Source organism: Bryocella sp., assembly GCF_058498515.1.
Window position 1 is genome coordinate 147,809 of the sequence record NZ_JBMHYI010000047.1, and the last position, 23,334, is coordinate 171,142.

The window sequence follows — 23,334 nt, forward strand, 5'->3', positions numbered from 1 at the left end:
GCACAACGTACAACCCTCAAAAAGGTGCCCAACATGTCCATATCAACTAATGAATTAGTAGCTTCGCTCCGCAAGCACTTCACCAAGACCCTCGCCCCCGCCGCCATCGCCACCACCATCGCCCTCGGCGCGGTCTTCATGGTCAATCACACCAACGTCCACGCCGCTTCCATGGACACCGTATCGCCCCTCGACGACCACTCCGTCGCCGCGCTCACCGCGCTCGACAACGCCATGGAGTCCGTCGCCTCGAAGGTGACTCCCGCCGTCGTCAACATCGCGGTCACCAGCAAGGGCGATGCCGACGACGATGGCGACGATCAGCAGGGCAACAGCGCCGCGCCTCAAGGTCAGCAACAGCAGCTGCCTCCAGGCCTCGAGCAGTTCTTCGGCCAGATCCCCGGATTCGGTGGCTTCGGCGGAGGCAACGGTCGCCAGTTCCGTATGCAGCCCCAGCAGCCGCAGCTCCAGCACGGCATCGGCTCCGGCGTCATCATTACGCCGGATGGCTACATCGTCACCAACGCCCACGTCGTCAACGGCGCCACCAACGTCAAGGTCACGCTGCATGACCGCCGCATCCTGTCCGCGCGCGTTGTGGGCATCGACAAGCTCACCGACATCGCCGTCGTGAAGGTCAACGCCACAGGTCTTCCGGCGGTCGCCTGGGGTGACTCCGGCAAGCTCATGCCCGGCCAGACCGTGCTGGCCTTCGGTTCGCCCTTCGGCTACTTCCAGTTTTCAGTTACCCGGGGAATTGTGAGTGCTGTCGACCGCCAGAACCCCTACTCCAACGATGCCCGCAAGCCCGGCGGCTACATCCAGACCGACGCCGCCATCAACCCCGGCAACTCCGGCGGCCCGCTCGTCAACGCCCACGGCGAGCTCGTCGGCATCAACACCTTCATCATCTCCGAGACGGGCTCCTTCGCCGGCGCCGGCTTCGCTATCCCCTCGCAGATGGTCCGCAGCATCTCGCAGCAGATCATCACCAACGGCAAGGTCGAGCACGGTTATCTCGGCATCAGCATGAACGATGTCACGCCCGACAACGCGCGCTTCTTCCAGCTCAAGGACGCTTCCGGCGCCATCGTCGCCGAAGTCACGCCCGACTCGCCCGCAGCCAACGCCGGCCTCAAGCAGGGCGACGTCATTCGTTCGCTCAACGGACGTGAGGTGCTCAACGGTAGCGCGCTGCAGGTCGCCGTCAGCGAAGACCGTCCAGGCACCAAAATCGAGCTCGGCGTGCTGCGCAACGGTCAGACCGTCAACATCAATCTGACCGTCGGCGAGTATCACGCCAAGGGGGAAGTCCAGACCGCCGACAACAGCGACGGCCCCAGCGGTGGTAAGCAGACCGGCAAGCTCGGCCTCGCCGTAGCCAACCTCGATGGCGACACCCGCCAGCAGCTCAACGTCCCGAGCAGCGTCAAGGGCGCAGTCGTGCAGAACGTCCGTCCCGGCAGCGCCGCTGATGACGCTGGCCTCCAGCCCGGCGACATCATCCTCGAGGTCAACCGCAAGTCCACCCCTTCGGCGGATGCCTTCGTCAGCACCGTCAAGGGTTCTACGGACAATCGCGACCTCCTGCTGCTCGTCTGGTCGCACGGCAACGCCAGCTACCGCACCCTCCGCGGCGACTCCAACCAGAACGGCTAATGCCTGACACAACTCGCAACAACAGAAAGACCGCCACAGAACATCGTGGCGGTCTTTCTGTTTCCATCGACAATGCGTTCTCGCAGCGGGAATGCTTTGCCCACCGCTCCACCGTGTGTTTACCTGTTCGTGGGTACGCGGCTGGCGAAGAGCTTCTATGCAGCACGGAGCATTCGTCGTGCAGACCCACTCTTCTTCATCCAGCCACAGGTCGGAGCCACGGATCATGCAGGACGCGTCAGGCAAAGCAACAACCCGCGGCTGGCCGACCCTTGAGAGCACCGCTCTCTTCCTCATCGCTGCCGCCTACATCGTGTGGGTGCTTTCGCTGCCCGACTTCCCCACCCAGGATGGCCCCGCGCATCTCTACTACGCCAACGTCCTCTCCCATCTCCTCAGCCGAACTCCCGGCCTCTACGCCGACTTCTACTACATCCGCAATCTCTTCCCGCCCTACTCGCTGTACTACTACGCCCTCATCGGCCTCAGCCGCTTTATGCCGATGGTGCTGGCCAACAAGCTCATCCTCTGCAGTTATGTGGCGCTCTTCCTCTACGGCTTCCGCTACATGGCACGAGCCATCGGCCCATCGGCAGATGTTGTCACCCTGTTCGTGAGCCTGGAGCTGCTCAACTGGCCCCTCATGATGGGCTTCATCAACTACTGCCTTGCGACCTCGATCGCCATGTTCGCGCTGGGCCTGTGGCTCCGCTTCTCCGGCTCATCGGCCGTGCGTCGCATCGCCTTCGTTCTCCTCTCAATCGTGGTGATGTTCACCCATCCCCTCCCGCTCTTCGGCCTGCTCGCCTTCTGCGGGCTGCACCTGGTCTGGCGTCTGGGCTCCACACGCATCGCTGATGGCCGCTTTTCGTTCACCTCGGTCCTCAAGCTCGATCTCCTCTGCCTCGTCCTCGCCGGCCTGAACCTCCTCTACGTCGCCCGCTTCAGCCAGTCGCACCCGTTCACGCAGAACCCCCGCGACCCCGGCAAAGGTCTCTTCCAGATCGAACTCTCCCGCTTCGCCCGGCTCTTCTTCCTCGGCGGGCAAAGCTGGACGATCTATGCCTACTACGCTCTGATCCTGCTGACGTTGGCAGCCTGCGCCTGGTTCCTCCTCCTGCAGTTCCGCCGCGAGCGGCCCCTGGGCCGGACATCTCCCGCCCTCTTCTGGGGAGGCCTCGTCGTTCTCAGCGCCGTGATCGTGATCATCGCCCCCCGCGACATCAACGGAGGCGTCTACGTCGGCGATCGCCTCCTCTGGCCGGCATGGCTGGCCGTTCTGGGAGCCGCTGCAACCTATCGTCCTGCTTCGCCTGCCTTCCGTCCGTTCGCTGTGGCGGTGGCCATGCTCGCCACCCTCGGCCTCTTCTTCGTGGTTGACCCCATCGTGCGCCCCATCGCGCAACAGGCCGCGGCCTGGCGCGACCTGCCCTCCATGCCCGCGGACCAGGTCGCCGTCGTCCTTCAAACCCGGCTCGATCACTGGAGGCGTCCCTACCCGCACCTCGCCGCGTCTCCACTGCAGTGGGCCGGCATGAATTACCTCACCGCGCATCAGGACGTCGCCCTGAACAGCCCCTGGCTTGACCTCACTACCATCCCCCTCGGCGCGCGCCACCCCGTCCTCGGCGACGCCGACGCCAGCATCCCCAACCTGCTCTCCTACAGCCTCGACAACAACCCCGCCGTCCGCCAGGCCGTCCTCTCCCGGGTGAACTTCCTGCTCCAGGCCGACCCGCTCGCCGCCGAGACCCACAACCGCCTCGAACAACAGATCGGCGTCGGCTGGATCTGCCCGTATCACTCCGGTCCGTACACGATGTGCGTTCCCGGCGACGCCGCACCCGTCCCCAACCGCTAAGGGTGCCAAGACAGCACCTTGTACACTGGCACCAGCATGTATAAGCGCGTTCTGCTCAAGATCTCCGGGGAAGCCCTGGCCGCCGGCCGCGGCTTCGGCGTCGACGCCGTCTTCATCAACGCCATCGCCGAGGAGATCGTCGAGGTCTCCAAAAGTGGCTGCGAAGTCGCCATCGTCGTCGGTGGGGGAAACTTCTTCCGCGGCGTCGCCGAGCAGGCCCAGCACATGGACCGCGTTGCCGCCGATCACATGGGCATGCTCTCCACGGTGATCAACTCCATCGCCCTGCAGGACGCCATCGAGAAATTCGGCGCCTACTGCCGCGTCATGAGCGCCATCGCCATGCACCAGGTCGCCGAGCCCTACATCCGCCGCCGAGCCGTCCGCCACCTCGAAAAGGGCCGCATCGTCATCTTCGCCGCCGGAACCGGCAACCCCTACTTCTCCACCGACACCGCCGCCAGCCTCCGCGCCATGGAGATCGGCGCCGACGCCCTCCTCAAGGCCACCAGCGTCGACGGCATCTACACTGCCGACCCCAAAAAAGTCCCAGACGCCCAGAAGTTCGAGACCATCACGTACATGGAGATCATCAAGCTCGGCCTCCGTGTGATGGACACCACCGCCGTCTCGCTCTGCAAAGACAACAACCTGCCGATGATCATCTTCTCCATGCGCGAGAAGGGAAACATCCAGCGCGTCATCAACGGCGAAAAGCTGGGAACTCTGGTCACCGCATAACATCTGGCGACTGAATAACTGGTGTCTGGATAACTGGTAAGTCCAAACTCCCAGCTCAAAACTCAAAGCTCCGAGCTCGATCACCCCTTTCCCGAAGTCCGCACTCCTATTAGCTTCCCAGCCCCCTCATAGCTCAATCCCTCATAGCTCGTAGCTGAAAACCAACCCCACAATTCCAGCCCAAGCCATGCGATATCATCGGGCGCATAATGCCCGCCGCGATTCCCAAAGCCCTGCGCAGCGTGTTAGCCGTTCTCGCCGGCTTCGCCCTCATGATCTCCCTGGTGATCGCCTGCAATCTGCTCGCAGAGCGCGCCATGAACATCCCTGGCCATCCCACGCCCGGCTACCTTGTCGTCAGCGCCGCCTTTTCGCTGCTGGCTGCCGTCGCCGGAGGCTGGCTCGCCGCGCGCCTCAGCGGCTACAACCCCATGCACCACGCGCTCGCACTAGCCATGCTCCTGGGCCTGCTGAGCCTCGCAATGCTCATCGAGCCCTCACCAGCGCAGCCTTACGGCTACCAGCTGCTCATGGCCGCGCTACCACCGTTCGCCGCGCTTACAGGAGGCTATCTCGCCGCCCGCAGGATGAGGCACAACTCCACAGCCTGAAATCCGCACAAGTCCCGTTCGGTCAAAGCCGGGAGTTCAGCCTAGCTGTGTCGCGCTTCGTCAGGGCAACACCTCAGCCCCGCTAAGTCGCGCTTTGTCAGGGCGGGGCTTCAGCCCCGCCATAAACGGCCCCAAACACCTGGGCTTTAGCCCCTGAGGTATCAGATCGCTGATCGGGACAAGCTTTCGGTGCAGCGCTTTCCTAAGCCCTTAGACCTCAGCCCGCGTCCACAATCTCGCTCCGCTCCGCCGCCGCAATGCTCGCAAACCCCACGAACATCAGGATGTACGGCACCGCCGTCAGCAGCGACGCCAGCACCTCCAGCGTGATCCGCTTACTATCACTCGTGCTGCGCAGGATCGCGCTGCGCCCAATGAAGAATCCCATCGCCAGCGACACAAACCCCAGCAGCAGCGCCATCATCCGAGCGCTTCGCGCGCCATGCTCCGAGGGCTTCTGCTCTACCAGCAGCTTCAACGCCGCATTGGACAACACCGCCACCTGCAGCGCCACCACCAGCACGGCAATCGCCAGGTGAAACCAGATGTTCCGCAGCATCGCCGGGTTCTTCACCGACAGGTAGCGCGACAGGTACGTGTTCCCGATCGCAGCAGCCGCATACAGCGCCAGCGCCCGCAGCGCGAGCAGTGTGCCTCCGTTGCCGCGCGGCCGCAGGGTCGCCACAACCTTCTCCCACGTGTCGCGCTGCCCACCGCTCCACACCAGCCCAGCTGTCAGCAAGAAGGCCGCAACATACAGCAGGATGCGCACAAAATTCGTGATCCATCCCAGCGTCATCGCATAGACGTAAAGCTGCTGCGCCGCCTGCAGCGTCAGGCCGGAGTTCTTCACCGTGCCGCCCAGCGCCGAGTGATACTGCATCCGCGACACCGCAATCGTATGTACCAGCGCACCCTGAGCCAGGTTCAGCAGCGAGCCAGCAAAGTCCGCCACCAGCACCGGCACCCACAACAGCGGCCGCCGGAAAAACAGGTCAGAAGCCTCACGCCAATAGCGGCCCATCGATACAGGTTGCGTTGCCATCGGTCTTCCCAACTCCCGGAGCGTTTGCTCGTCAACTTGAAGAGCGACAGCCCCTCGAACTTCAGGAGCGTTCGCCCCAACCCTCATGATACCGGGCCGAAACGCTATCTCGAGAAAAGAGGGCTGAGGACAGACATTGGTCAGCAACCCATCGACCCAGCCCGGCAGGAACGGCAGTCAGAGCGCCCTCCCAAAGTGCTGGGCCGTTGAGATAGCCCTCGACCACCGGCCTTCCCGGCGCAGGACCGCGCGCAAAAAAGCGGCCCGCCCCAACAGGACGAGCCGCTCTCCCCACAACTTCTAGACTGCAACGTTAGTCCCGCGGTCGTCCGCCACCACCGCCACGAGGTGCTCCGCCGCCATGGAATCCAGGCAGCGCATGCTCGCCACCGCCCGAATGGTTCGGCTGCGCGACCACGTGACCCTGCCCATCATGGGCCTCGTTGCCCTGGAAATGGTTGAACTGCTGCGCCCCGCGGGATGGCACCGGGCCGTTGTACCCGTGATGCGGATCGAACCGGTTGTCTACGTGCCCATGGAACCCATGCGGCCCATGGAACCACGGCCCCGCGCCGATAAACACACCGCCCGCAAACCAGTCCGGGCCGTAATAGCCATAGGGTGCGCAGTCATACGGCGCATAGTCGAAATAACCATACGGGCAAATCGGCGCGCCGCCAATATCAACCCCAACCGAAACCTGCGGCTTCGCCGCAGGCGACAAAGCCAACCCGCCGATAGCTACCGCGGATAGCGCCAATACTTTCAAGGTGGTCATCATGATCGTTCTCCTGGTCTTCTTCGACTTGCTTCCCAAAAGGCCCAACACTTCGGATGGCTTCAGCTCTCCACAGGTGGCCCCGCGAGAAAATCTTCCCGTCGTCTTTCGATATGCCCCCAGCGCTAAAAGCCCGCAACCTCTTGCGATACTGAAGCTATGAGTTCCGCCGCACCCGTTCTTGCTCCGCTCGACGCTCTCGAAGCCCACATCGCCCCGCTCCGCAGGCAGCTCGCCGCGCACCCTATCTACGCCGAAGTCCGCGACGAGCGCGACCTCCGCCTCTTCCTCGAAGCCCATGTCTTCGCCGTCTGGGACTTCATGTCCCTGCTCAAATCCCTGCAGCGCGCCCTCACCTGCGTCGACGTCCCCTGGGTCCCCAGCCCTTACGCCGCCAGCCGCCGCTTCATCAACGAGATCGTCCTCGGCGAAGAGTCCGACGAGTACCAAAACCGCCCCCTCAGCCACTTCGAGATCTACCTCGAAGCCATGCACGCCCTCGACGCCGACACCGCGCCGATCGAGGCCCTGCTCGCAAAGCTGCGCGAAGCCTCGGACGCTGGCGCTGGTGTCGACGCAGCTCTCGAAGCCGGTCTCGCCGACGCTCCTGCTCCTGCGCGTGACTTCGTCCGCTCCACCTTCCGCGTCATCCGCCACGGCAACCTCGCCGCGCAGGCCGCCGCCTTTACCTTCGGCCGCGAAGACGTCATCCCCGAGATGTTCCGCGGCATGGTGCGCGAGCTCAACGACCAGCGCGACGGCCGCCTCGGCCAGTTCGTCTGGTACCTCGAGCGCCACATCGAAGTCGACGGCGACGACCATGGCCCGCTCTCCCTTCGGATGGTCGCCGATCTCTGCGGCAACGACCAGCTCCTCTGGACCGAAGCCACCATCGCGGCCGAAGAAGCCCTTACCGCCCGCCTCGCCCTCTGGGACGGTGTACTCGCCGAGGTCCGCGCAACCCGGTAGCGGCATCTAATCTTCAGTTGTTGGTGCTGCGACACAAGCACGCACGGTCTTGAGGAAGGTTGATGCCAGACGAACATCGGCAAGGTGTTTAGCATCAGCTGTTCACGGCATTTGGAACATTTCTCTGGGAGACCACCGGTTCGAGCGGAAAGACGTGGCCTATAGCGAGACGGAGATCCTATCTTGGGAGATTCTGCTCCGAAAAATATGGCAAAAAGCTTGGCGTCAGGCCGGAGTTCGTGCGATATTGGCACAACTCGACGGTTGGCCCCGGTGTTACATTGATCGGATGATGCGCCTGCATGCCTAAATCAGGGTTCCCGCAGACGCAATGAGGAAACATTGTGAAAACGTCTGGGAAGTCGACCATCGAGCGTATTGCTGAGCGTTTGTCGAACGATGCAGAGGCTCTCGCCAAGGTAAAGGCCGCAACCCGGCAGATTCGTCGGGGGGAAATCGTCGGTCTGGATGGGCTCAGGAAGGAATTCGAGTCGCACAAGCGCAAGCTTTCGAGCGGCTCGATGATTGGGCACATAAAGGCAGCCGCGCAGGAGGAGGAGCCTGCGCTTGTAGCGCCGGCATACTACCTAGATGCCTGAAAGGTCCCTGGAAAATTCAGAGCAGTTTTGCCACGACCTGGCCTCCTTCACCGTAGGAAATGAACGAGAGTTCAATGCGACCGTGGAATGTGTCCGTCGCGTCGTCGAGACACCTGGACTCGGCAATCTCTTTCTTTTCGGCTTACCTCTCTTCTCCGGCCATTCCGGCCGCCATTACTTCGTCATTTGCGGCCGATTTCTGCTTGTGTATCAATACTCGGACACGACGGTCTGGATGAAGAGCCTCTTCCTCAAAGAGGTTTATGACTACTAAGAATGCCCTCGAGTTGGTCAGTTCCCTGATCGGCGTGGTCGGTACATCGGCCAGCATGTGGGGGACGTTTCTGCTGACCCGCTTTTACCACACTTTCTCTGCGCGGGATGTGCTTCGGGTTGTCGCCCGCTGGACGGGCGCTTTCCTCCTCTTTCACTCCACGGCCGTCGCACAGGAAGCGAGGGGCATCGCGGCACTCAGTTCGATCACCGAAGAGAAGAAAGCGATCTCGCTGGTGGGCATCTACTGGGTGTTCGTGGGATTTCTGCTGCAAGGAGCCAGTTTGCTTCTGCTCACGGTGGATGTGCTGCTTGATATCTTCGCCACGGAAGCGAAACTCCACTGATTGTCGTTCGTCGTTATCTTCGTGCTCCCCGTCACAGCGGGAGCCCTCCCTGGGGCCTAGGCTGAGTGCGTTGACCGGAGATCGGAGATAGCGATGACTGACGCAAACAAGGCCCTGGCCCGCCGCTGGTATGAAGAGGTTTGGAACGCAGGCAACACGGAATCGCTCGCGGAGCTGCTGGCCCCATCCGCCGAAACGCATGGCTTCCCCCAGCCTGGGACAGCGCTCCACGGGGCCGCCGCCTTTGGCGACACGCTGCGCGAGTTTCAGCGCTCGTTCTCGGACATCAAGATCCACGTAGACGATGTCATCGCCGAGTGCGACACCGTTGCCGTACGCTGGACCGCGCACATGCGCCACACCGGCGACGGCCTCGGTCTGCGCCCCACCGGCCGCGAGGTCTCGCTGCCCGGCGCCAGCTTCCTGGTCATCAAGGATGGACGCATCACCGAAGGCTGGGAGTCGATGGACCTGACCCGGGTGCGCCAGGAACTCGAGGCCGCTTCGCAAGTACGCGAACTCACGCTGGCGTAGACCCCCGCCAGCGCGTCAGGTCTAAAGCACCGGCGAAAAGTCCGTCAGCCGGAGATGTGTGATGTCGTGCTTGCCCACCAACGCGCCATCCTTCTCTGACTCGGCCTTGATCACCAGCCACTCGGGGTCGGAGCTGAACGCCTTCCACGCCGCATCCATCGCCTCCTTGCTGGGATGACGCAGCATGTACGTCAGTACATTGCCTGCATCCGGCGCTTCAATCGAAGTCCAGAAGCCCACCGGGTGCATTCCCAGGCGCTCAAAGATCTTCACCTCATGCTTCTTGAAGCGCTCCAGCAGCGCTGGCAGCTTGCCCGGGTTGCAGTGATAGATGCGCAGCTCATAGACCGTCTCCGATGAGACGTTTGGGGCCGGTTCGCCTCGATGCGCTCCCATCAGCAGGGGAAGCGCGGCTGCCGCGCCAAGGCTCGTCAGTGCGCCGCGGCGAGTGATCGTAGGAGAGATCGTTATTTCCTTCATGTGTGTCGCCTGTTCTGGATCCGCTGCCCGGTGTCGGCAGAGTGGGATTCTCTGATGCGCACCAGTGTAGATGGAATTGCGCCCCGGCTCTAGATGGAATCGCGAGATGGCATGGAAGCGTTCGCTGTAACTCGAAACGCTTCTCATCGCCGCGTTCGTAGCCCTCGCTCGCAGTTACAACCACCGCGATTCCGTGGAAGGGTTGCCTGATTGAATTGCTTTTTCGCTGTAAAGCGAGGATTCCCTGAGGAATTTTCGCTCTCAGCGTGGCTTTTTGCCGCGGCGCTCCACAACTTCCATCCGCCTCCTGGCGTCTGAGCCAAATAACGCATCGGGCGCATGTCGCGTCCCTGCAACTCGAAGGAGTAAACGACCATGAGAAAACAGATCCTCGCCGCCGTGGGCGGCATCCTGCTGGCAACAAGCCTGGGCGCGGGAGCTCAGGTAGTGGTGCAGGTGGGACCACCCAGGCCCCTCATCGAGCACCCCGGTCCCCCGCCGCACGACGGCTGGGCCTGGCGTGCGGGATATCACCGCTGGGATGGCGGCCGCTACGTCTGGGTTCCCGGCGAGTATGTCGAACCACCTCATCCTCATGCCCATTGGGTGGATGGACACTGGGCACACCGTGGCGGAGGCTGGGTCTGGATCGAAGGCCACTGGCGCTAACCAGCGGCTTCTAAGCCTGCACACAGGCAGCAGCAGACAGGACACGGGACTGAGGCTCAATCGTCGCCGAGGCGATAGAGCCTCCACTCCGTGCCCTGTCTTCTTATCCTCTCTTCACTGCAAGCCGCTATCATCGAGCCATGACCCTCACTGCAGAAGAACGCGCCCGGCGCGTGAAGGTGCTGCTGTTCGATGTGGACGGCGTGCTCACCAACGGCGACATCACCATCATCCCCGGCCCTGACGGCAAGGGTACCGAAGTCAAAAGCTTCTCCGCGCACGATGGCATGGGCGTCTCCATCGCCAGGCTCGGCGGCCTCAAGATCGGCTTCGTCACCAAGCGCAACTCGCAGGTCGTCGCCATCCGCGCCCGCGATCTCAAGATCGACCATCTCTACCAGGGCCAGTCGCACAAGATGGAAGCGGTCACGAAGATCATCGCCGCCGAGAACGTCACGCTCGAAGAGATCGCCTACGTCGGCGACGACATCATCGACCTCCCGGTGCTGCGTAAGGTAGGCTTCGCCGTCGCCACCGCCAATGCCCGCCCCGAGGTGAAGTCCATGGCCCACTGGATCACGCCCATGCCCGGAGGACAAGGCGCAGGCCGCGATGTCATCGACTTCCTGCTCCTCTCTCGCGGCATCCTGCAACAGACCATCGAAGCCTACCTCGATCCCGAAAACGAAGCCGCCAGCAAGGCCGACATCGGCCCGGGAAATATGTAAAGGAGTGAAAAGTGGGTAGTGAACAGTCAGGGAGAATATCTACTCACTATTCACTACTCACTATTCACTAGCCTCTATGACATTCGTCACCTCACTTTGCTGACTCCCTGCACTCCATTCGTCGCCGCGATCGCGCGAAACTTCTTCCTGTAGACGTACTGCGAACTCCGCAACAGGAAGGCACTCGCGATGAACCAGGTGATGGAGATCTCCCAGCAAACGAAGTCTGCACCGCACACTGCGGCCCCCGCCGTAGCCACGCTCACCAACATCACCAAGCGCTATAGCAACGGCGTCGTGGCACTCGACGGCCTCTCGCTGGAGCTCCGCCGTGGTGAGATCGTCGCTCTGCTCGGCCCCAACGGCGCGGGCAAGTCGACCGCCGTGCGCCTGATGATGGGTCTCAGCGCGCCCACCTCCGGCGAAGTTCGCATCTTCGGTGCCGACCCGCGGCTGACCTCCACACGCCTCCGCACCGGTGTCATGCTGCAGGTAGGCCGCGCGCCCGAGATGCTCAAGGTCCGCGAGCACATCGCGATGTTCCGGAGCTATTACCCGACCCCCGCCAGCGTCGCGTTCCTGGTCCATGCCGCCGGCCTCGAAGGCCTCGAAGACCGCCTCTTCGGCCAACTCTCCGGCGGCCAGCGGCAGCGCGTCCTCTTCGCGCTCGCGCTCGCCGGCAACCCCGACCTCGTCTTCCTCGACGAGCCCACCGTCGGCCTCGACATCGAGGCCCGCCGCGCCATGTGGTCGCAGATCCGAGCCCTCCGCGATGCCGGCAAGACCGTCCTGCTCACCACGCACTACCTCGAAGAAGCCGACGCTCTCGCCGATCGCATCATCGTCATCAGCAAGGGCCGCGTGGTGCGCGAAGGCACCTCCGCCGAGATCAAGAGCGCCGGCGCTGCAGGCTCGGCTGGTGCCGGCTCGGTTGCCGCCGGTGTTGCCATCAAGATCATCCGCTGCGTCACCACGCTCAGCAGCGAACACCTGCTCCGAATGCCCGGCGTGAACAGCACCACTCTCGACGAGGGCCGCACCGTCGTCATCAGCTCCATGCCCGAGAGCACGCTGCGCGAGATGCTCGCACTCGACCAGGCCCTGCACTCGCTCGAAGTCCAGAGCCCCGCACTCGAAGACGCCTTCCTCGCCCTCACGCGCAACGACTAGGTCACAGCGCCACCCAAGCTTCCTCCCTAAGGAGAACCCCATGTCCACCGCGACGCTTCCCCTCGCTCCCGCCGAATCGACCTTCACCCGCACGCTGCGCATCTTCCTCTCGGAGACCCGCTTCTCGCTCATCGGCTCCCTGCGCACGCGCACCTTCTCGCTCTCCGCCATCGGCTTCCCCGTGATGTTCTATCTCCTCTTCGGCATCATGATGAACCGCCACGAGACCATCGACGGCACATCCATTGCTCGCTACATGCTCGCCGGCTACGCAGTCTTTGGTGTCGTCGGTTCGGCGCTCTTCGGCATTGGCGTGGGCATGGCTGCGGACCTCAGCGCCGGCTGGCTGGAGCTCAAGCGCGCCAGCCCCATGCCTCCCGCTGCGTACCTTGCGGCCAGGTGCGTCACCGCCATCTGCTTCGGAGCGATCATCCTCACCCTGCTCTCTATCCTCGGCATCGCCTTCGGCCACGTTCACCTCTCGCTGGCGGAGTACACGCACATGCTCGCGCTCGTCGCCGCGGGAGCCATCCCCTTCGCCAGCATGGGCCTCGCGCTTGCGCTCATCGTGCCCTTCAACTCCGCACCCGGCGTCACCAACCTCATGTACCTTCCTATGAGCTTCCTCGGCGGCCTCTGGATTCCGCTTACCGCCCTGCCCAAAGCCGTACAGCACATCGCTCCGCTGCTGCCGACGTACCACCTCGCGCAGCTCATGCTCGGCGTCTTCGGCGCGGCAGACCCCAAGAAGACCGTCGCCAGTCACTGGCTCGGCCTGCTCGGCTTCACGATGCTCATGTTCGGCGTCGCCTGGATCGCCTTCCGCCGCCGCGAACAGAACGCATAACGAAAGCCACACGCGCCGCCCGCCATCTGCCGGCGGCGTTACACTCGAACCCAGGAAGCCGGTCCCATACCGGCGGGGCAGAGGTTGTCATGATCGGAAGATCGCTGGTACGCATGGAACGCAGAGCCATCGCCTGGATGTGGGTCGCCTACTCGCTGTTCCTGTTCATCGAGCCCATCTTCGATCCGCGGCGCGGGCTGTGGCGCAACACGCTGGTCATCTTCGCCGTCTTCCTCGTCATCTTCGCCACCTACATCAGCGCCACCACCGAGACAGTCCGGCGCTGGATGATCCTCTGCACCTTCCTCCTTGGCCTCGTGGCCTTCCCCTTCAATGGCGGCGCAAGCTGCCTCTTCGTCTACACCGCCGGCTTCATCCCGTTCAGCTTCCCCAAGACCCGCACCATCCTCATCCTCTTCGCCACCGAGTGCTGCGCCATCCTCGGCGAGCGCTACCTGATGCACAAGGAGTGGCCCAACGCGCTCATCGGCATCCTTCTGGTGTTGATCATCGGTGGCAGCAACATCTTCGTCGCGCAGCAGAAGCGCGCGGACTGCAAGCTGCGCATGGCCCACGAAGAGATCGAAGCCCTCGCCGCACTCGCCGAACGCGAGCGCATCGCCCGCGATCTGCATGATGTCCTCGGCCACACACTCAGCGTCATCACGTTGAAGGCCGAACTCGCCGGCCGCCTCATGGAGCTCGATCCGCAGCGCGCCGCCATCGAGATCGCCGACGTCGAACGCACCGCGCGCAAGGCTCTCGCCGAGGTCCGCGAAGCCATCGGAGGCTATCGCACCCGCGGCCTCGGCACGGAAATCGAGACCGCCCGCCAGACCCTCGAAGCCGCCGGCGTTACGTTGATCGCCGAAGCCACCTCGCTCTCCGGCCTCACCGCAGCCGAAGAGACCGTGCTCGCCCTCGCACTGCGCGAGTCCGTCACCAACATCGTGCGCCACGCCAGGGCCACCACCTGCAAGCTCCGCTTCGTCACCGAGCAGGGCCGCCGCCGTCTGCACGTCGAAGACAACGGTCAGGCCGCGGACCTGCGCGAAGGCAACGGCCTGCGCGGCATGCGGGAGCGCGTCGAATCGCTCGGCGGCCGTGTCCAGCTCGAATATCGCGCCGGCACCTGCCTGCTCATCGAGCTTCCATTGCAGGCAGAAGGCATCGCATCGTGACCCCCATCGCTTCCTCGAAGAGCACGAACAAACCCGCAGCCGCAAAACTCATTCGTGTCCTGCTCGCCGAAGACCAGACCATGCTCCGCGGCGCACTCGCCGCGCTGCTCGAACTCGAGCCCGACCTCACCGTCATCGGCCAGGCCGCCAACGGCCGCGAGGCCCATCGCCTGGCCCAGCAGCTCAAGCCCGACGTCATCGTCACCGACATCGAGATGCCCGAGATGACCGGCCTCGAGTTCGCCGCCGCCGTCAAAGACAACGGCCTCGCCGCAAAAGTCGTCATCCTCACCACCTTCGCGCGGCCCGGCTATCTTCGTCGCGCGCTCGATGCAGGAGCCCGCGGCTACATGCTTAAGGAGCGCCCCGCCAGCGAACTCGCCGAAGCCATTCGCCGCGTCCATGCAGGCCTTCGCGCCGTCGATCCCGAGCTCGCCGCCGAAGCCTGGAACACCGAGGAAGATCCCCTCTCCGATCGCGAACGCCAGATCCTCCGCCGCGCCGGCGACGGCCAAACCTCCGCCGACATCGCCGCCGAGCTCCGCCTCTCCGAAGGCACAGTCCGCAACTATCTATCCGAAGCCATCGCCAAACTAGGGGCAGCCAACCGCGTCGACGCCGCCAGAATCGCCCGCGCCCGCGGCTGGCTTTAGGAGCAGCAGAACGAGCAGAACAGGAAAGTAGCAGAACAGCTGCCGCGTTCCTTACTGTTCTGCTGTTCCGCTATTCTGCTGTTCTGCTTATGTACACGGGTCGCCTAGCACCATCCCCCACGGGCCTGCTGCACCTCGGCCATGCACGCACCTTCTGGATCGCATACGAGCGTGCACGCGCATCCAACGGCCGTCTCTGGCTGCGCGATGAAGACCTCGACTTCCAGCGCGCCAGGCCCGAATACTCCGACGCAATGAAGGAAGACCTGCACTGGCTCGGCATCACCTGGCAAGGCGAGCTGCGCCAGAGCGATCGCCTCGCGCTCTATCGCGACGCCATCTTGCAGCTCGTACGCAGCGGCCACGCGTACCCCTGCACCTGCAGCCGCAAGGATCTCGCGCAAGCCATGTCCGCTCCGCACGAAGACAACGCCCCGCAACACGACCTCGACGACGAGCCTGTCTACAACGGCCGCTGCAGACCGAATGTTTGTCATCCTGAGGAGCGGTGCGACGAAGGACCCGCTTCTACTTTGGAGAAGCACCACTTCTCCCCTACCACCAACTATCGTCTCCGCGTCCCTGACGGAAAAGCCATCCATTTCCTCGACGGCCACGCCGGCCCGCAATCCTTTCTCGCAGGCTGCACACCCGACGCCGACTTCGGCGACTTCATCATCTGGCGCAAAGCCCTCACCAACAATCCGCGCGATCAAGGCCTGCCCAGCTATCAACTCTCCTGCGTCGTCGACGATGCCGCCATGGGCATCACCGAGGTCGTGCGCGGCCGCGATCTCCTCAAGTCCACGGCCCGCCAGCTCCTGCTGCAGCGCGCGCTCAGCCTCCCCACGCCCGCATACTTCCACTGCGACCTCATGCGCGACAACACCGGCATACGTCTCGCCAAGCGCCACGATGCCCTCGCCCTGCGCACCCTCCGCGAACAAGGCCACACACCAGCACAAGTGCTCGCAATGTTCAGCACTGACGCACACTAAGCACGCAGCACAAAGCAAAAGGGCACAGCCGAAGCCATGCCCTTCCCTGTTGCGCTGACGAGGACGCTGCGACAACAACCTACGGCTGCTCGTCCTCAACATCCGGCCCGAACGCGGTGCGGATCGTATCCCGGTACGGCGTCGGCGCGAAGTCCGCCGGAGGCGTGCCGCCACCCAGGTTCTGCACGAAGTAGTCCCAACGCCGCCGCATGATGTACGGTCCCATCGCTTGATAGCCATGCGGAACGTTCGGCACAATCAGCATGTCGAAGTTCTTGTTCGCCTTCATCAGCGCCTCGTCGACCAGATACGTATTGTTCGGCGGCACGTTGTCATCCATCGACCCATGCACCAGCATCAGCTTGCCCTTCAGGTTCGCTGCATAGTTCTGGTTGGCATGCGCCTCGTAGTTGCTCTTACCGTCCGGGCCAATCACCTCAAGCCCAGCCCAGCGCTCGTCCCAGTCATCTTCATAGTCGCGATTGTCATGGTTGCCGCTCTCGCTCCAGCCCACCTTGAAGAAGTCGGGATAGTGGAACATTGCCGACGCCGTCGCATTGCCGCCGCCCGAGTGCCCCCAGATCCCCACGCGATCGAGGTCGATCCACGAGTACTGCTTCGCCAGCTGCGTGAGGCCCGTTACCTGATCCGGAATCGTATCCACAGCCATGTCCTCAGGCTTCGAGGCCTTGTAGTCATGGAAGCTCTTCGAGCGATATGGATTGCCCATACCCTCGATCGACACCACCACAAACCCCAGGTCCGCCAGCGCCTGGTCATCGCCCAGCGATGCCGAGAACGCCACCGATCCATGCACCGTCACCGACCCGCCCTGCGGCCCCGGATACACCACATCCACCACCGGATACTTCTTCGCCGGATCGAAGTTCGTCGGCCGCCACGCATAGCCGTAGATTTCGGTCTTGCCGTCCGGCCCCTTCACCTTGAAGCCCATCGGCGGCTTCCATCCCGCCGCCGTCAGCGCCGAGATATCCTGCTTCGCCAGCTCCAGCACCACCTTGCCGCTCGCGTCGCGCAGCACCGTCGTCTGCGGCTGCTCCGGCGATGAGTACACGTCGACGAAGTGCGATCCATCCGCCGAAGCCGTGATTGCGTGATCGAGGTCCTCCGGCGTCAGCAACATCTGGTCCTTGCCATCCAGCGTCACGCTATACAGCTTGCGGTAGTACGGGTTCTCCGTCTTCGACTTGCCATACGCCGTGAAGTACAACCTGCGCGAAGCCGCATTCAGCGCGACGATCTCACCAACCGGCCCATCGCCATGCGTGACCTCGTGCTTCAGCTTGCCCGTCGTCAGGTCGTAGAGGTAGTACTGCGCCCAGTCGCTGCGCTCACTCGCCCACAGGAACTCATTCGATCCCCACAGCACCTTCCAGTCCGTCTTGGCCTGGTTGCCGTAGTACGTGTCCACATGCTCGTGATAGACATCGCTCACCGCACCGGAGCTCGTGTCCGCGACCTTCACCCACTCATCTTTGTGGTCGCGCGAGGTCGAGACAAACGCCAGCTTCGCATCATCCGGCGAGAAGTCCACATCGCTCCAACGGCCATCGCCATCGCAGCTCACGTCGTCGCATTCCATGCTGCGATGTTCCAGCGGAGCGATCTGCAGCTTCGTCATCGCGGCCGTGCTCACGTCGATCACCACCGGCTCGATCATCGTCACATCGGCATCGCCCACCAGCGGATAGCGCCACGCCTCCAGCTTCGGATGACGGTTCGTCACTGGCACGAGATACATGAAGCCGGTCTTGCGCTGGTCCTGGCGGAAGGTCGCAATCTTCTTGGAGTCCGCGGACCACGTCAGGATCGCCTGGTCCGAGTGTTGCCAGCCGGCGTTGTCGGTCGCGTAGCCGTAGTCCTCGATGCCATCTGTCGTCAACGGCCGCTCTTCGCCGTTGGTCAGGTCGCGCACCCACACGTTGTGCTCGCGAAGGAACGCTGCCAGCCGCCCATCGGGCGAGAGATTGATCGGCTCCGCGCCACGCCGTCCACGCCGCGCCGGCGCAGGATTCGTCGGCTGCTTCTGTGCCTGCGCCTGCGAGTCCTGCCCCCGCACGTGCGCCACCGGAGGCACCTCTTCCGTGCACTTCGTCGCCGCGGCATCGCAATGGAAGCTGCCTTCGCCCGTCGTCACCAGGAAGCCGCTCGCCTCAGGCCGGAAAGTCGTCACGTTCAGTCTCGCCGCCGTCACCGGCTGCTTCGTCGCATCACTGATCGCCTTCGCTACCGCGCCGCCATCGAATGCCGGAGCCTTCGTGCCCTTGGCCGGATCCGCCAGCATGTACACCACGCCCGCGCTCTGCACCTCGCGATAGAACACCCGGCCATCCGCCAGGAACTCCGCACGCGTGACTGTATGCGTCACCAGAGGCCGCGTGTTGTAGTTCATCCAGCGCTCAGCCTGCTTATAGTCATCGGCCGTATACACGCGTTGAGCCAACGCGGAAGCCGGGCAGGCGGCAAGGAGAGACACAGCAACCAGCAGCGCACGACGGCGCGCCATGGGGCGAAGAGAATCGTTCAGCATCATCAGAGAAGCACTCCGGGTTCTACACAACATTATGCCCGCCGCCGGAGCCATGATGGCCACAGCAGACGCGATTAAGCACGCCGCAGACGCCGCAACAGCGCCGACGGCCGCGCACTCTCCGGCCAGTGCAACACCGCACGCAGAAAGCCAGGCCAGGTGTCATGCGAGATCTTCAGCGAAGCCGGCAGCACATACACATCCATCACCAGCTCCGCCACCATCAGTGAAGCCGCCGCGCCGTACAGCCCAAAAAACTTCGCGCTGAAATACGTCACCAGCACCGTGCACCCCGTCGCAATGCTGTACACCGTCGCCAGCCGCTCATGCATGTTGATCGCCGAAACCAGTGTCGCGCTCGTCGACCACAGCGAGTACAACACCACCACCACCAGCAGCAGGCTGATCAGCTTCATGTCCGCGGGCACTTTGCCCATCGTCCAGTGATGCAGAAACGGCGGCCCCAGCGCGGCCACCACAACCATCACCGCCAGCGAGAGGAACAGCGCAATCTGGCACGCCCTCCGATGCAGCGTGCGCACCAGCTCCCAGTTGCCCGCTCCAAACGCGATCGAGAGCTCCGGCCACACGGTGTTCTTCACCATCTCCACGGCCTGCAGCGCCAGCCGTGAGACCGTGCGCGCCGTCGAGAACACCGCCACCGCGTTCGAACCCATCGCATAGTTCACCGCCATCTGCGAGCCCTGCAGGTTCATCGACTGCCCCAGCGGAAAGCCCATGAACGCGATCGAGGGCCGCGTCAGCCGCTTGAGCTCCCCAAACGATGCGCGGCTCCATCCATAGCTGATCCACGGAATGTCCCGCTTCACCAGGACCATCAACACCACGGTGATGGTGATATTCGCCAGCGCGAACACCATCGCCGTCGTGCGCGGTCCATACCCCATCGCAATCGGAACCATCTGGATCGCAAACGCGACAATGGTGAACATGCTCTTCAGGAAGTTCCCATAGCTGTATCGCGCGATACAGCGATAGCTCGCCTGCAGCAGCGTCTCCAGCTGGTTGAAAAGCATGGAAAGCCCCAGCCAGAACAACGCCCAGCTTGTGTCGTGCTCACTAATGCCATCTAGATTCAGCAGGCGGGCCATCGGCAGCAGCCACAAGGCAGTGCAAAACACCACGCCGATGCAGCCCATGATGAGCGAGATGAGCCACCAGCAGCTCTGGAACACGCCCAGCGCAGCTTCCTGCTCGTCGCGCGCCATCAGCATCGTCATCTCGTTGCCAGCCACCGCCCCAAATCCAATGTTCGAGAAGCTGAGATACGACGGCAGCCCGGTGAGAATTGCCCAAACGCCAAACATCGTCTGGCCCCAGTAATGAAACATTACCGGAACCTGCACCAACTGGATCAACGTACCCGAAGCCTTGCTGACGATGTTCGTCGCAAGCCCGACCAGCAGCCGCTTGCGTACGTGCTCATCCACGACGGGACTCCGGATATGGCCTCACGCACGACCCCCTCCGCAGTGCGCAATGAGTTGAGATCATGCCAGGTAAAACGCCTGCAGGTTGCGGAACGGCCATACGGTCGATTCTACCGGGCCGCTTACCGCTTCCGTTCGCGATCCAGCCGCATCTTCTCCTGCGCCAGCCGCATCAGCTCTTCCTCGTCGCCACGCCGCTGCGCCTCCGACATCTGGATGCGAATCTCGCGCAGTCGGCGATCGAGATAGTCCTCATGCAGCCGCTCCAGCGCATGCTGCACCCGCTCGGCGCTCAGTTCCTCGCCCGTCTCCGACGCCGTCAGCAGCGCACTCGCCAGCAGCGCCCGCGTGCTTTGGTCTGGCGCGGCCTCCAACGGATTGTCCGGCACCGGCGCATTGGCCAGCACCTCAATCACCGGCGCCGACGCCAGGTCCGCGTACCACTCCGGATACGCTCCCAACCGCTCCGCCGCCAGCTGCCGCGCCGAGTCCGCCTCCGGCAGCACCAGCGCATTGAGCAGGATCCGCTCGACCTCCGTCACCGCCCGAGGTTCCGCGGCCTTCACGCTCTCCATGCGATGCTGCGCCGCATTCTTCAACTCCTGCCGCACCAGCGAGCTCTCGATGCCCAGCTTCTGCGCCGCGTTCTCCGCAAACTCCGCACGAGCAATCGCGTTGGGAATGCGCCGGATGTGCGGCAGCAGGAAGTTCAGCGCCTTCACCTTGGCTTCGGCCGTGCGCGTGCCGAACTGCGTCCGCGCGCGCTCGACAAGATAGTCCGCATAGCGCATCGCCCCGCGCACCTGCTCGGTGTAGGCGGCGATCCCGTTCTCCAGGATGAACCGGTCAGGATCGAGCCCTCCCGCCAGCGTCACCACGCGCACCTCGAAGTCCTCTTCGACGAGCACCGTAAGCGTCTTCTCCGCGGCATTCTGCCCTGCATTATCCGGATCGAAGTTCAACACCACGCGCTTGGTGAAGCGTGAGAGCAGCCGCACCTGGTGCTCCGTGAACGCCGTACCGCTGGTCGCAATCACGTTCTCGATCCCGCTGGTGAAGACGCGGATGCAATCCATCTGCCCCTCGACGATCAACACAAACTCCAGGCTGCGGATCGCCGCCTTCGCCTTGTCGAGATTGAAGAGCACGTTGCCCTTCGTATACAGCAGGGTCTCCGGCGAGTTCAGATACTTCGGCCCCGCCTTGGGGTCCACATCCTGCGAGTCCAGCGCGCGCGCCGTGAACGCAATCGTCTTGCCCTGCTCATTCGCAATCGGAAACGTGATGCGCTTGCGGAACTTCGCATACATCGGCCCCGGACTGCCGTCGGCCTGCTCCTTGGAGCTGAACAACCCGCTCTGCCGCAGCGCGTCCTCACTGAAGAACTTGCCCAGCCGGTCGCGCATGTCGTTGAAGCTCTCCGGCGCATAACCGATGCGGAACTTCTGGATCGTCTCCGGCGTCACGCCACGGCCCGTCAGGTACTCGCGCGCCCGCGCCGCCTCAGGCGAGCTCAAACTCTGCTGGAAGTACTGCGTCGCCGCCTCGTGCACATCGATCAGCTGCTTGCGGATTCCCGCCTCCGCAGCCTCCTGCGGCGAATTGAACGTCCGCGCCGGCACCGCGATGCCCATCTTCGCCGCCACCGCGCGCACCGCCTCGGGAAAGCTCACCGAGTCCATCTTCATCACGAAGTTGTAGACGTCCCCATGCTCATGGCAGCCGAAGCAGTAGTAGCTCGCCGTGCCCACATAGACATAGAACGAGCCCGACTTCTCCTTGTGGAACGGACACAGCCCCGACCAGTTCGCCCCACTCCGGCGCAGCCGCACATACTCGCCCACAATGCGGACGATGTCGGCCTGTCGCTTCAGTTCATCTGAAAAGTTGTCGCCCATCGCGTCTCCTTCCAGTGTAGTGGTGTCGCCGCAGGCACTTGTCCCGCACCCGCCGCCTGCACAAAACTTGGGGTATGACCCTTGCACAAAGCTCGCGCCGCAGGCCGCGCCCCTCCACGCGCCCGAGCTCCCGATGACACCGAACGAAGTCCTCGCCATCGTCGCCGGCCCGGTCGCCGTGGCCGGCGCCGTGCTTCCCTGGTTCGGCCACGCGCACACTGGCGTCCTCTTTGGCGTCAGCGTGCCGAAAAACTTCGAGTCCTCGAAGGAAGCCGACCGCTCCATCGCGCGCTATCGCCGCGACTGCATCCTGTGGGCGCTCTTCCTGCTCGCCCTCGACTACGCCTGCATCCACTTCACCGGCGACACACTCTGGCTCATGCTCGCGCTCAGCGCCATCGGCCTTCCGCTCGAGCTGCTCGGCTGCTTCTACCTCTGGCATCGCGAGCACGTGCGCATCGCCCAGCTCCGCGGCAAGCTGGCCGAACTCGCCGCCGCCGAAGGCCTCGAGATCATCTCCGGTAGTAAGGACGACCTGCCCACACCCGATCGCCCCATCACCCCGCTGCTCTTCGCGAGCGCGGCGTTCCTCCCGCTCATCGCCGTCGCTCTCTACCTCGAATCCCACTTCAACTCCCTCCCCGAAACCTTCCCCCAGCACTGGAACGCCGCCGGCGTCGCCAACGGCTGGGGCGAGCGAACACCCGCCACCGTCTTCCTTCCGCCCATCCTCGGCAGCGCCGTGGTGCTGATCGTCGTGGCTTCCACTGTCCTCGTCGGCCTCGCGCCCGGCTCCGGCGCACGCCATCGCATGCGCATGCTCTCGCCCATGGCTGCGCTGGCGTGGATGCTCTCGCTCGTCTTCGCCATCGCCAGCCTGCTGCCGGTGCTGGGCAGCTTCTCCATCCTTCATCTCGGCCTGCTGATCGCCACCATGACCGTGCTCAGCCTCGCGATGGTGCTCTGGCTACTCGTCCGCACGGCGCCCGGCCTGCCCGGAGCAAAGCCACTCCACAGCTCCACCAGCGAGAACCACTGGCACGCCGGAATCTTCTACGCCAACCCCAAGGATCCCTCGTTGCTCGTTGCCAAGCGCTTCGGCTGGGGATGGACCTTGAACTTCGCCAAGCCCACCGCGTGGATCTTCCTGTTGCTGCTCCTGGTACTTTCGACGACCATCTTCTGGCTGCCACGGCTTGTCGCACATTAGCCTGCACAGGGCCGCTCCGACATCGTTTTCCGAACGAGGTTGCCCGCGCGCGGGATATCTTCAGTCTCCCGCACTCGATTC

The 23,334-nt window shown here is 63.6% G+C and carries 22 protein-coding genes; 16 read left to right on the forward strand and 6 right to left on the reverse strand.

Annotation, left to right across the window (positions count from 1 at the left end; all coding sequences use genetic code 11):
• Nucleotides 1-33 precede the first annotated feature (33 nt).
• The 4 genes from AC5E6W_RS13990 (at nt 34) to AC5E6W_RS14005 (ending at nt 4,872) form a co-directional block, all read left to right on the forward strand.
• Complete coding sequence (locus tag AC5E6W_RS13990; RefSeq protein WP_491752930.1) at nt 34-1,659, forward strand: Do family serine endopeptidase; 1,626 nt, start codon at nt 34-36, stop codon at nt 1,657-1,659.
• Between the two features lie 226 nt (nt 1,660-1,885).
• A complete protein-coding gene (locus AC5E6W_RS13995) occupies nt 1,886-3,520 on the forward strand; it encodes a hypothetical protein (protein ID WP_491752931.1) in 1,635 nt (544 codons plus the stop codon).
• A 36-nt stretch (nt 3,521-3,556) separates the two neighbouring features.
• Entirely contained in the window at nt 3,557-4,261 is a 705-nt protein-coding gene (gene pyrH / locus AC5E6W_RS14000; RefSeq protein WP_491752932.1) for a UMP kinase, read from the forward strand.
• Nucleotides 4,262-4,470: 209 nt separating this feature from the next.
• Entirely contained in the window at nt 4,471-4,872 is a 402-nt protein-coding gene (locus tag AC5E6W_RS14005; RefSeq protein ID WP_491752933.1) for a hypothetical protein, read from the forward strand.
• 217 nt (nt 4,873-5,089) lie between these two features.
• Here AC5E6W_RS14005 and AC5E6W_RS14010 read toward each other — a convergent pair whose 3' ends face one another.
• On the reverse strand, nt 5,090-5,917 hold the full coding sequence (locus AC5E6W_RS14010; RefSeq protein ID WP_491752934.1) for a hypothetical protein: 828 nt from the start codon (nt 5,915-5,917) through the stop codon (nt 5,090-5,092).
• Nucleotides 5,918-6,230: 313 nt separating this feature from the next.
• Complete coding sequence (locus AC5E6W_RS14015) at nt 6,231-6,698, reverse strand: hypothetical protein (RefSeq protein ID WP_491752935.1); 468 nt, start codon at nt 6,696-6,698, stop codon at nt 6,231-6,233.
• A 156-nt stretch (nt 6,699-6,854) separates the two neighbouring features.
• Here AC5E6W_RS14015 and AC5E6W_RS14020 point away from each other — a divergent pair, with 156 nt between their 5' ends.
• From AC5E6W_RS14020 to AC5E6W_RS14035, 4 genes are all read left to right on the forward strand, one after another.
• Nucleotides 6,855-7,664: a DUF3050 domain-containing protein gene (locus AC5E6W_RS14020; RefSeq protein ID WP_491752936.1), complete on the forward strand. Its 810-nt coding sequence runs from the start codon at nt 6,855-6,857 to the stop codon at nt 7,662-7,664.
• 591 nt (nt 7,665-8,255) lie between these two features.
• Nucleotides 8,256-8,537, forward strand: a complete 282-nt coding sequence (locus AC5E6W_RS14025; protein WP_491752937.1) for a hypothetical protein — start codon at nt 8,256-8,258, stop codon at nt 8,535-8,537.
• The gene (locus AC5E6W_RS14030; RefSeq protein WP_491752938.1) at nt 8,527-8,883 is read left to right on the forward strand and encodes a hypothetical protein; all 357 of its coding nucleotides are present in this window, start codon (nt 8,527-8,529) and stop codon (nt 8,881-8,883) included. The genes AC5E6W_RS14025 and AC5E6W_RS14030 overlap by 11 nt, the downstream gene beginning before the upstream one ends.
• A gap of 93 nt (nt 8,884-8,976) precedes the next feature.
• Nucleotides 8,977-9,417, forward strand: a complete 441-nt coding sequence (locus tag AC5E6W_RS14035) for an ester cyclase (RefSeq protein ID WP_491752939.1) — start codon at nt 8,977-8,979, stop codon at nt 9,415-9,417.
• 21 nt (nt 9,418-9,438) lie between these two features.
• On the opposite strand, the gene AC5E6W_RS14040 is transcribed toward AC5E6W_RS14035, so the two are convergent.
• Nucleotides 9,439-9,897, reverse strand: coding sequence for an NIPSNAP family protein (locus AC5E6W_RS14040; RefSeq protein WP_491752940.1), 459 nt, complete (start codon nt 9,895-9,897; stop codon nt 9,439-9,441).
• A gap of 375 nt (nt 9,898-10,272) precedes the next feature.
• Between AC5E6W_RS14040 and AC5E6W_RS14045 the strand changes: the two genes are divergently transcribed.
• From AC5E6W_RS14045 to gluQRS, 7 genes are all read left to right on the forward strand, one after another.
• Complete coding sequence (locus AC5E6W_RS14045) at nt 10,273-10,566, forward strand: YXWGXW repeat-containing protein (RefSeq protein ID WP_491752941.1); 294 nt, start codon at nt 10,273-10,275, stop codon at nt 10,564-10,566.
• 140 nt (nt 10,567-10,706) lie between these two features.
• Nucleotides 10,707-11,294: a KdsC family phosphatase gene (locus AC5E6W_RS14050; RefSeq protein WP_491752942.1), complete on the forward strand. Its 588-nt coding sequence runs from the start codon at nt 10,707-10,709 to the stop codon at nt 11,292-11,294.
• 189 nt (nt 11,295-11,483) lie between these two features.
• Nucleotides 11,484-12,464: an ABC transporter ATP-binding protein gene (locus AC5E6W_RS14055; RefSeq protein WP_491752943.1), complete on the forward strand. Its 981-nt coding sequence runs from the start codon at nt 11,484-11,486 to the stop codon at nt 12,462-12,464.
• Between the two features lie 40 nt (nt 12,465-12,504).
• Nucleotides 12,505-13,311: an ABC transporter permease gene (locus AC5E6W_RS14060; RefSeq protein ID WP_491752944.1), complete on the forward strand. Its 807-nt coding sequence runs from the start codon at nt 12,505-12,507 to the stop codon at nt 13,309-13,311.
• Nucleotides 13,312-13,424: 113 nt separating this feature from the next.
• Entirely contained in the window at nt 13,425-14,492 is a 1,068-nt protein-coding gene (locus AC5E6W_RS14065) for a sensor histidine kinase (RefSeq protein ID WP_491752945.1), read from the forward strand.
• Nucleotides 14,489-15,145 (forward strand): response regulator transcription factor, encoded by a 657-nt coding sequence (locus AC5E6W_RS14070; protein WP_491752946.1) that lies wholly within the window; start codon nt 14,489-14,491, stop codon nt 15,143-15,145. Before AC5E6W_RS14065 ends, AC5E6W_RS14070 begins: the two co-directional genes overlap by 4 nt.
• Before the next feature lie 89 nt (nt 15,146-15,234).
• Nucleotides 15,235-16,143 carry a tRNA glutamyl-Q(34) synthetase GluQRS gene (gene gluQRS / locus AC5E6W_RS14075; protein ID WP_491752947.1) on the forward strand — a complete coding sequence of 303 codons (909 nt, stop codon included), beginning with the start codon at nt 15,235-15,237 and terminating at the stop codon, nt 16,141-16,143.
• Nucleotides 16,144-16,222: 79 nt separating this feature from the next.
• Here the strand turns inward: gluQRS and AC5E6W_RS14080 are convergent, their stop codons facing one another.
• The 3 genes from AC5E6W_RS14080 to dnaG form a co-directional block, all read right to left on the reverse strand.
• On the reverse strand, nt 16,223-18,697 hold the full coding sequence (locus tag AC5E6W_RS14080; protein ID WP_491752948.1) for a S9 family peptidase: 2,475 nt from the start codon (nt 18,695-18,697) through the stop codon (nt 16,223-16,225).
• A 71-nt stretch (nt 18,698-18,768) separates the two neighbouring features.
• Nucleotides 18,769-20,145: a lipopolysaccharide biosynthesis protein gene (locus AC5E6W_RS14085; protein WP_491752949.1), complete on the reverse strand. Its 1,377-nt coding sequence runs from the start codon at nt 20,143-20,145 to the stop codon at nt 18,769-18,771.
• 122 nt (nt 20,146-20,267) lie between these two features.
• A complete protein-coding gene (gene dnaG / locus AC5E6W_RS14090) occupies nt 20,268-22,043 on the reverse strand; it encodes a DNA primase (protein WP_491752950.1) in 1,776 nt (591 codons plus the stop codon).
• Nucleotides 22,044-22,176: 133 nt separating this feature from the next.
• Here dnaG and AC5E6W_RS14095 point away from each other — a divergent pair, with 133 nt between their 5' ends.
• Entirely contained in the window at nt 22,177-23,253 is a 1,077-nt protein-coding gene (locus AC5E6W_RS14095; protein WP_491752951.1) for a DUF5808 domain-containing protein, read from the forward strand.
• Nucleotides 23,254-23,334 lie beyond the last annotated feature (81 nt).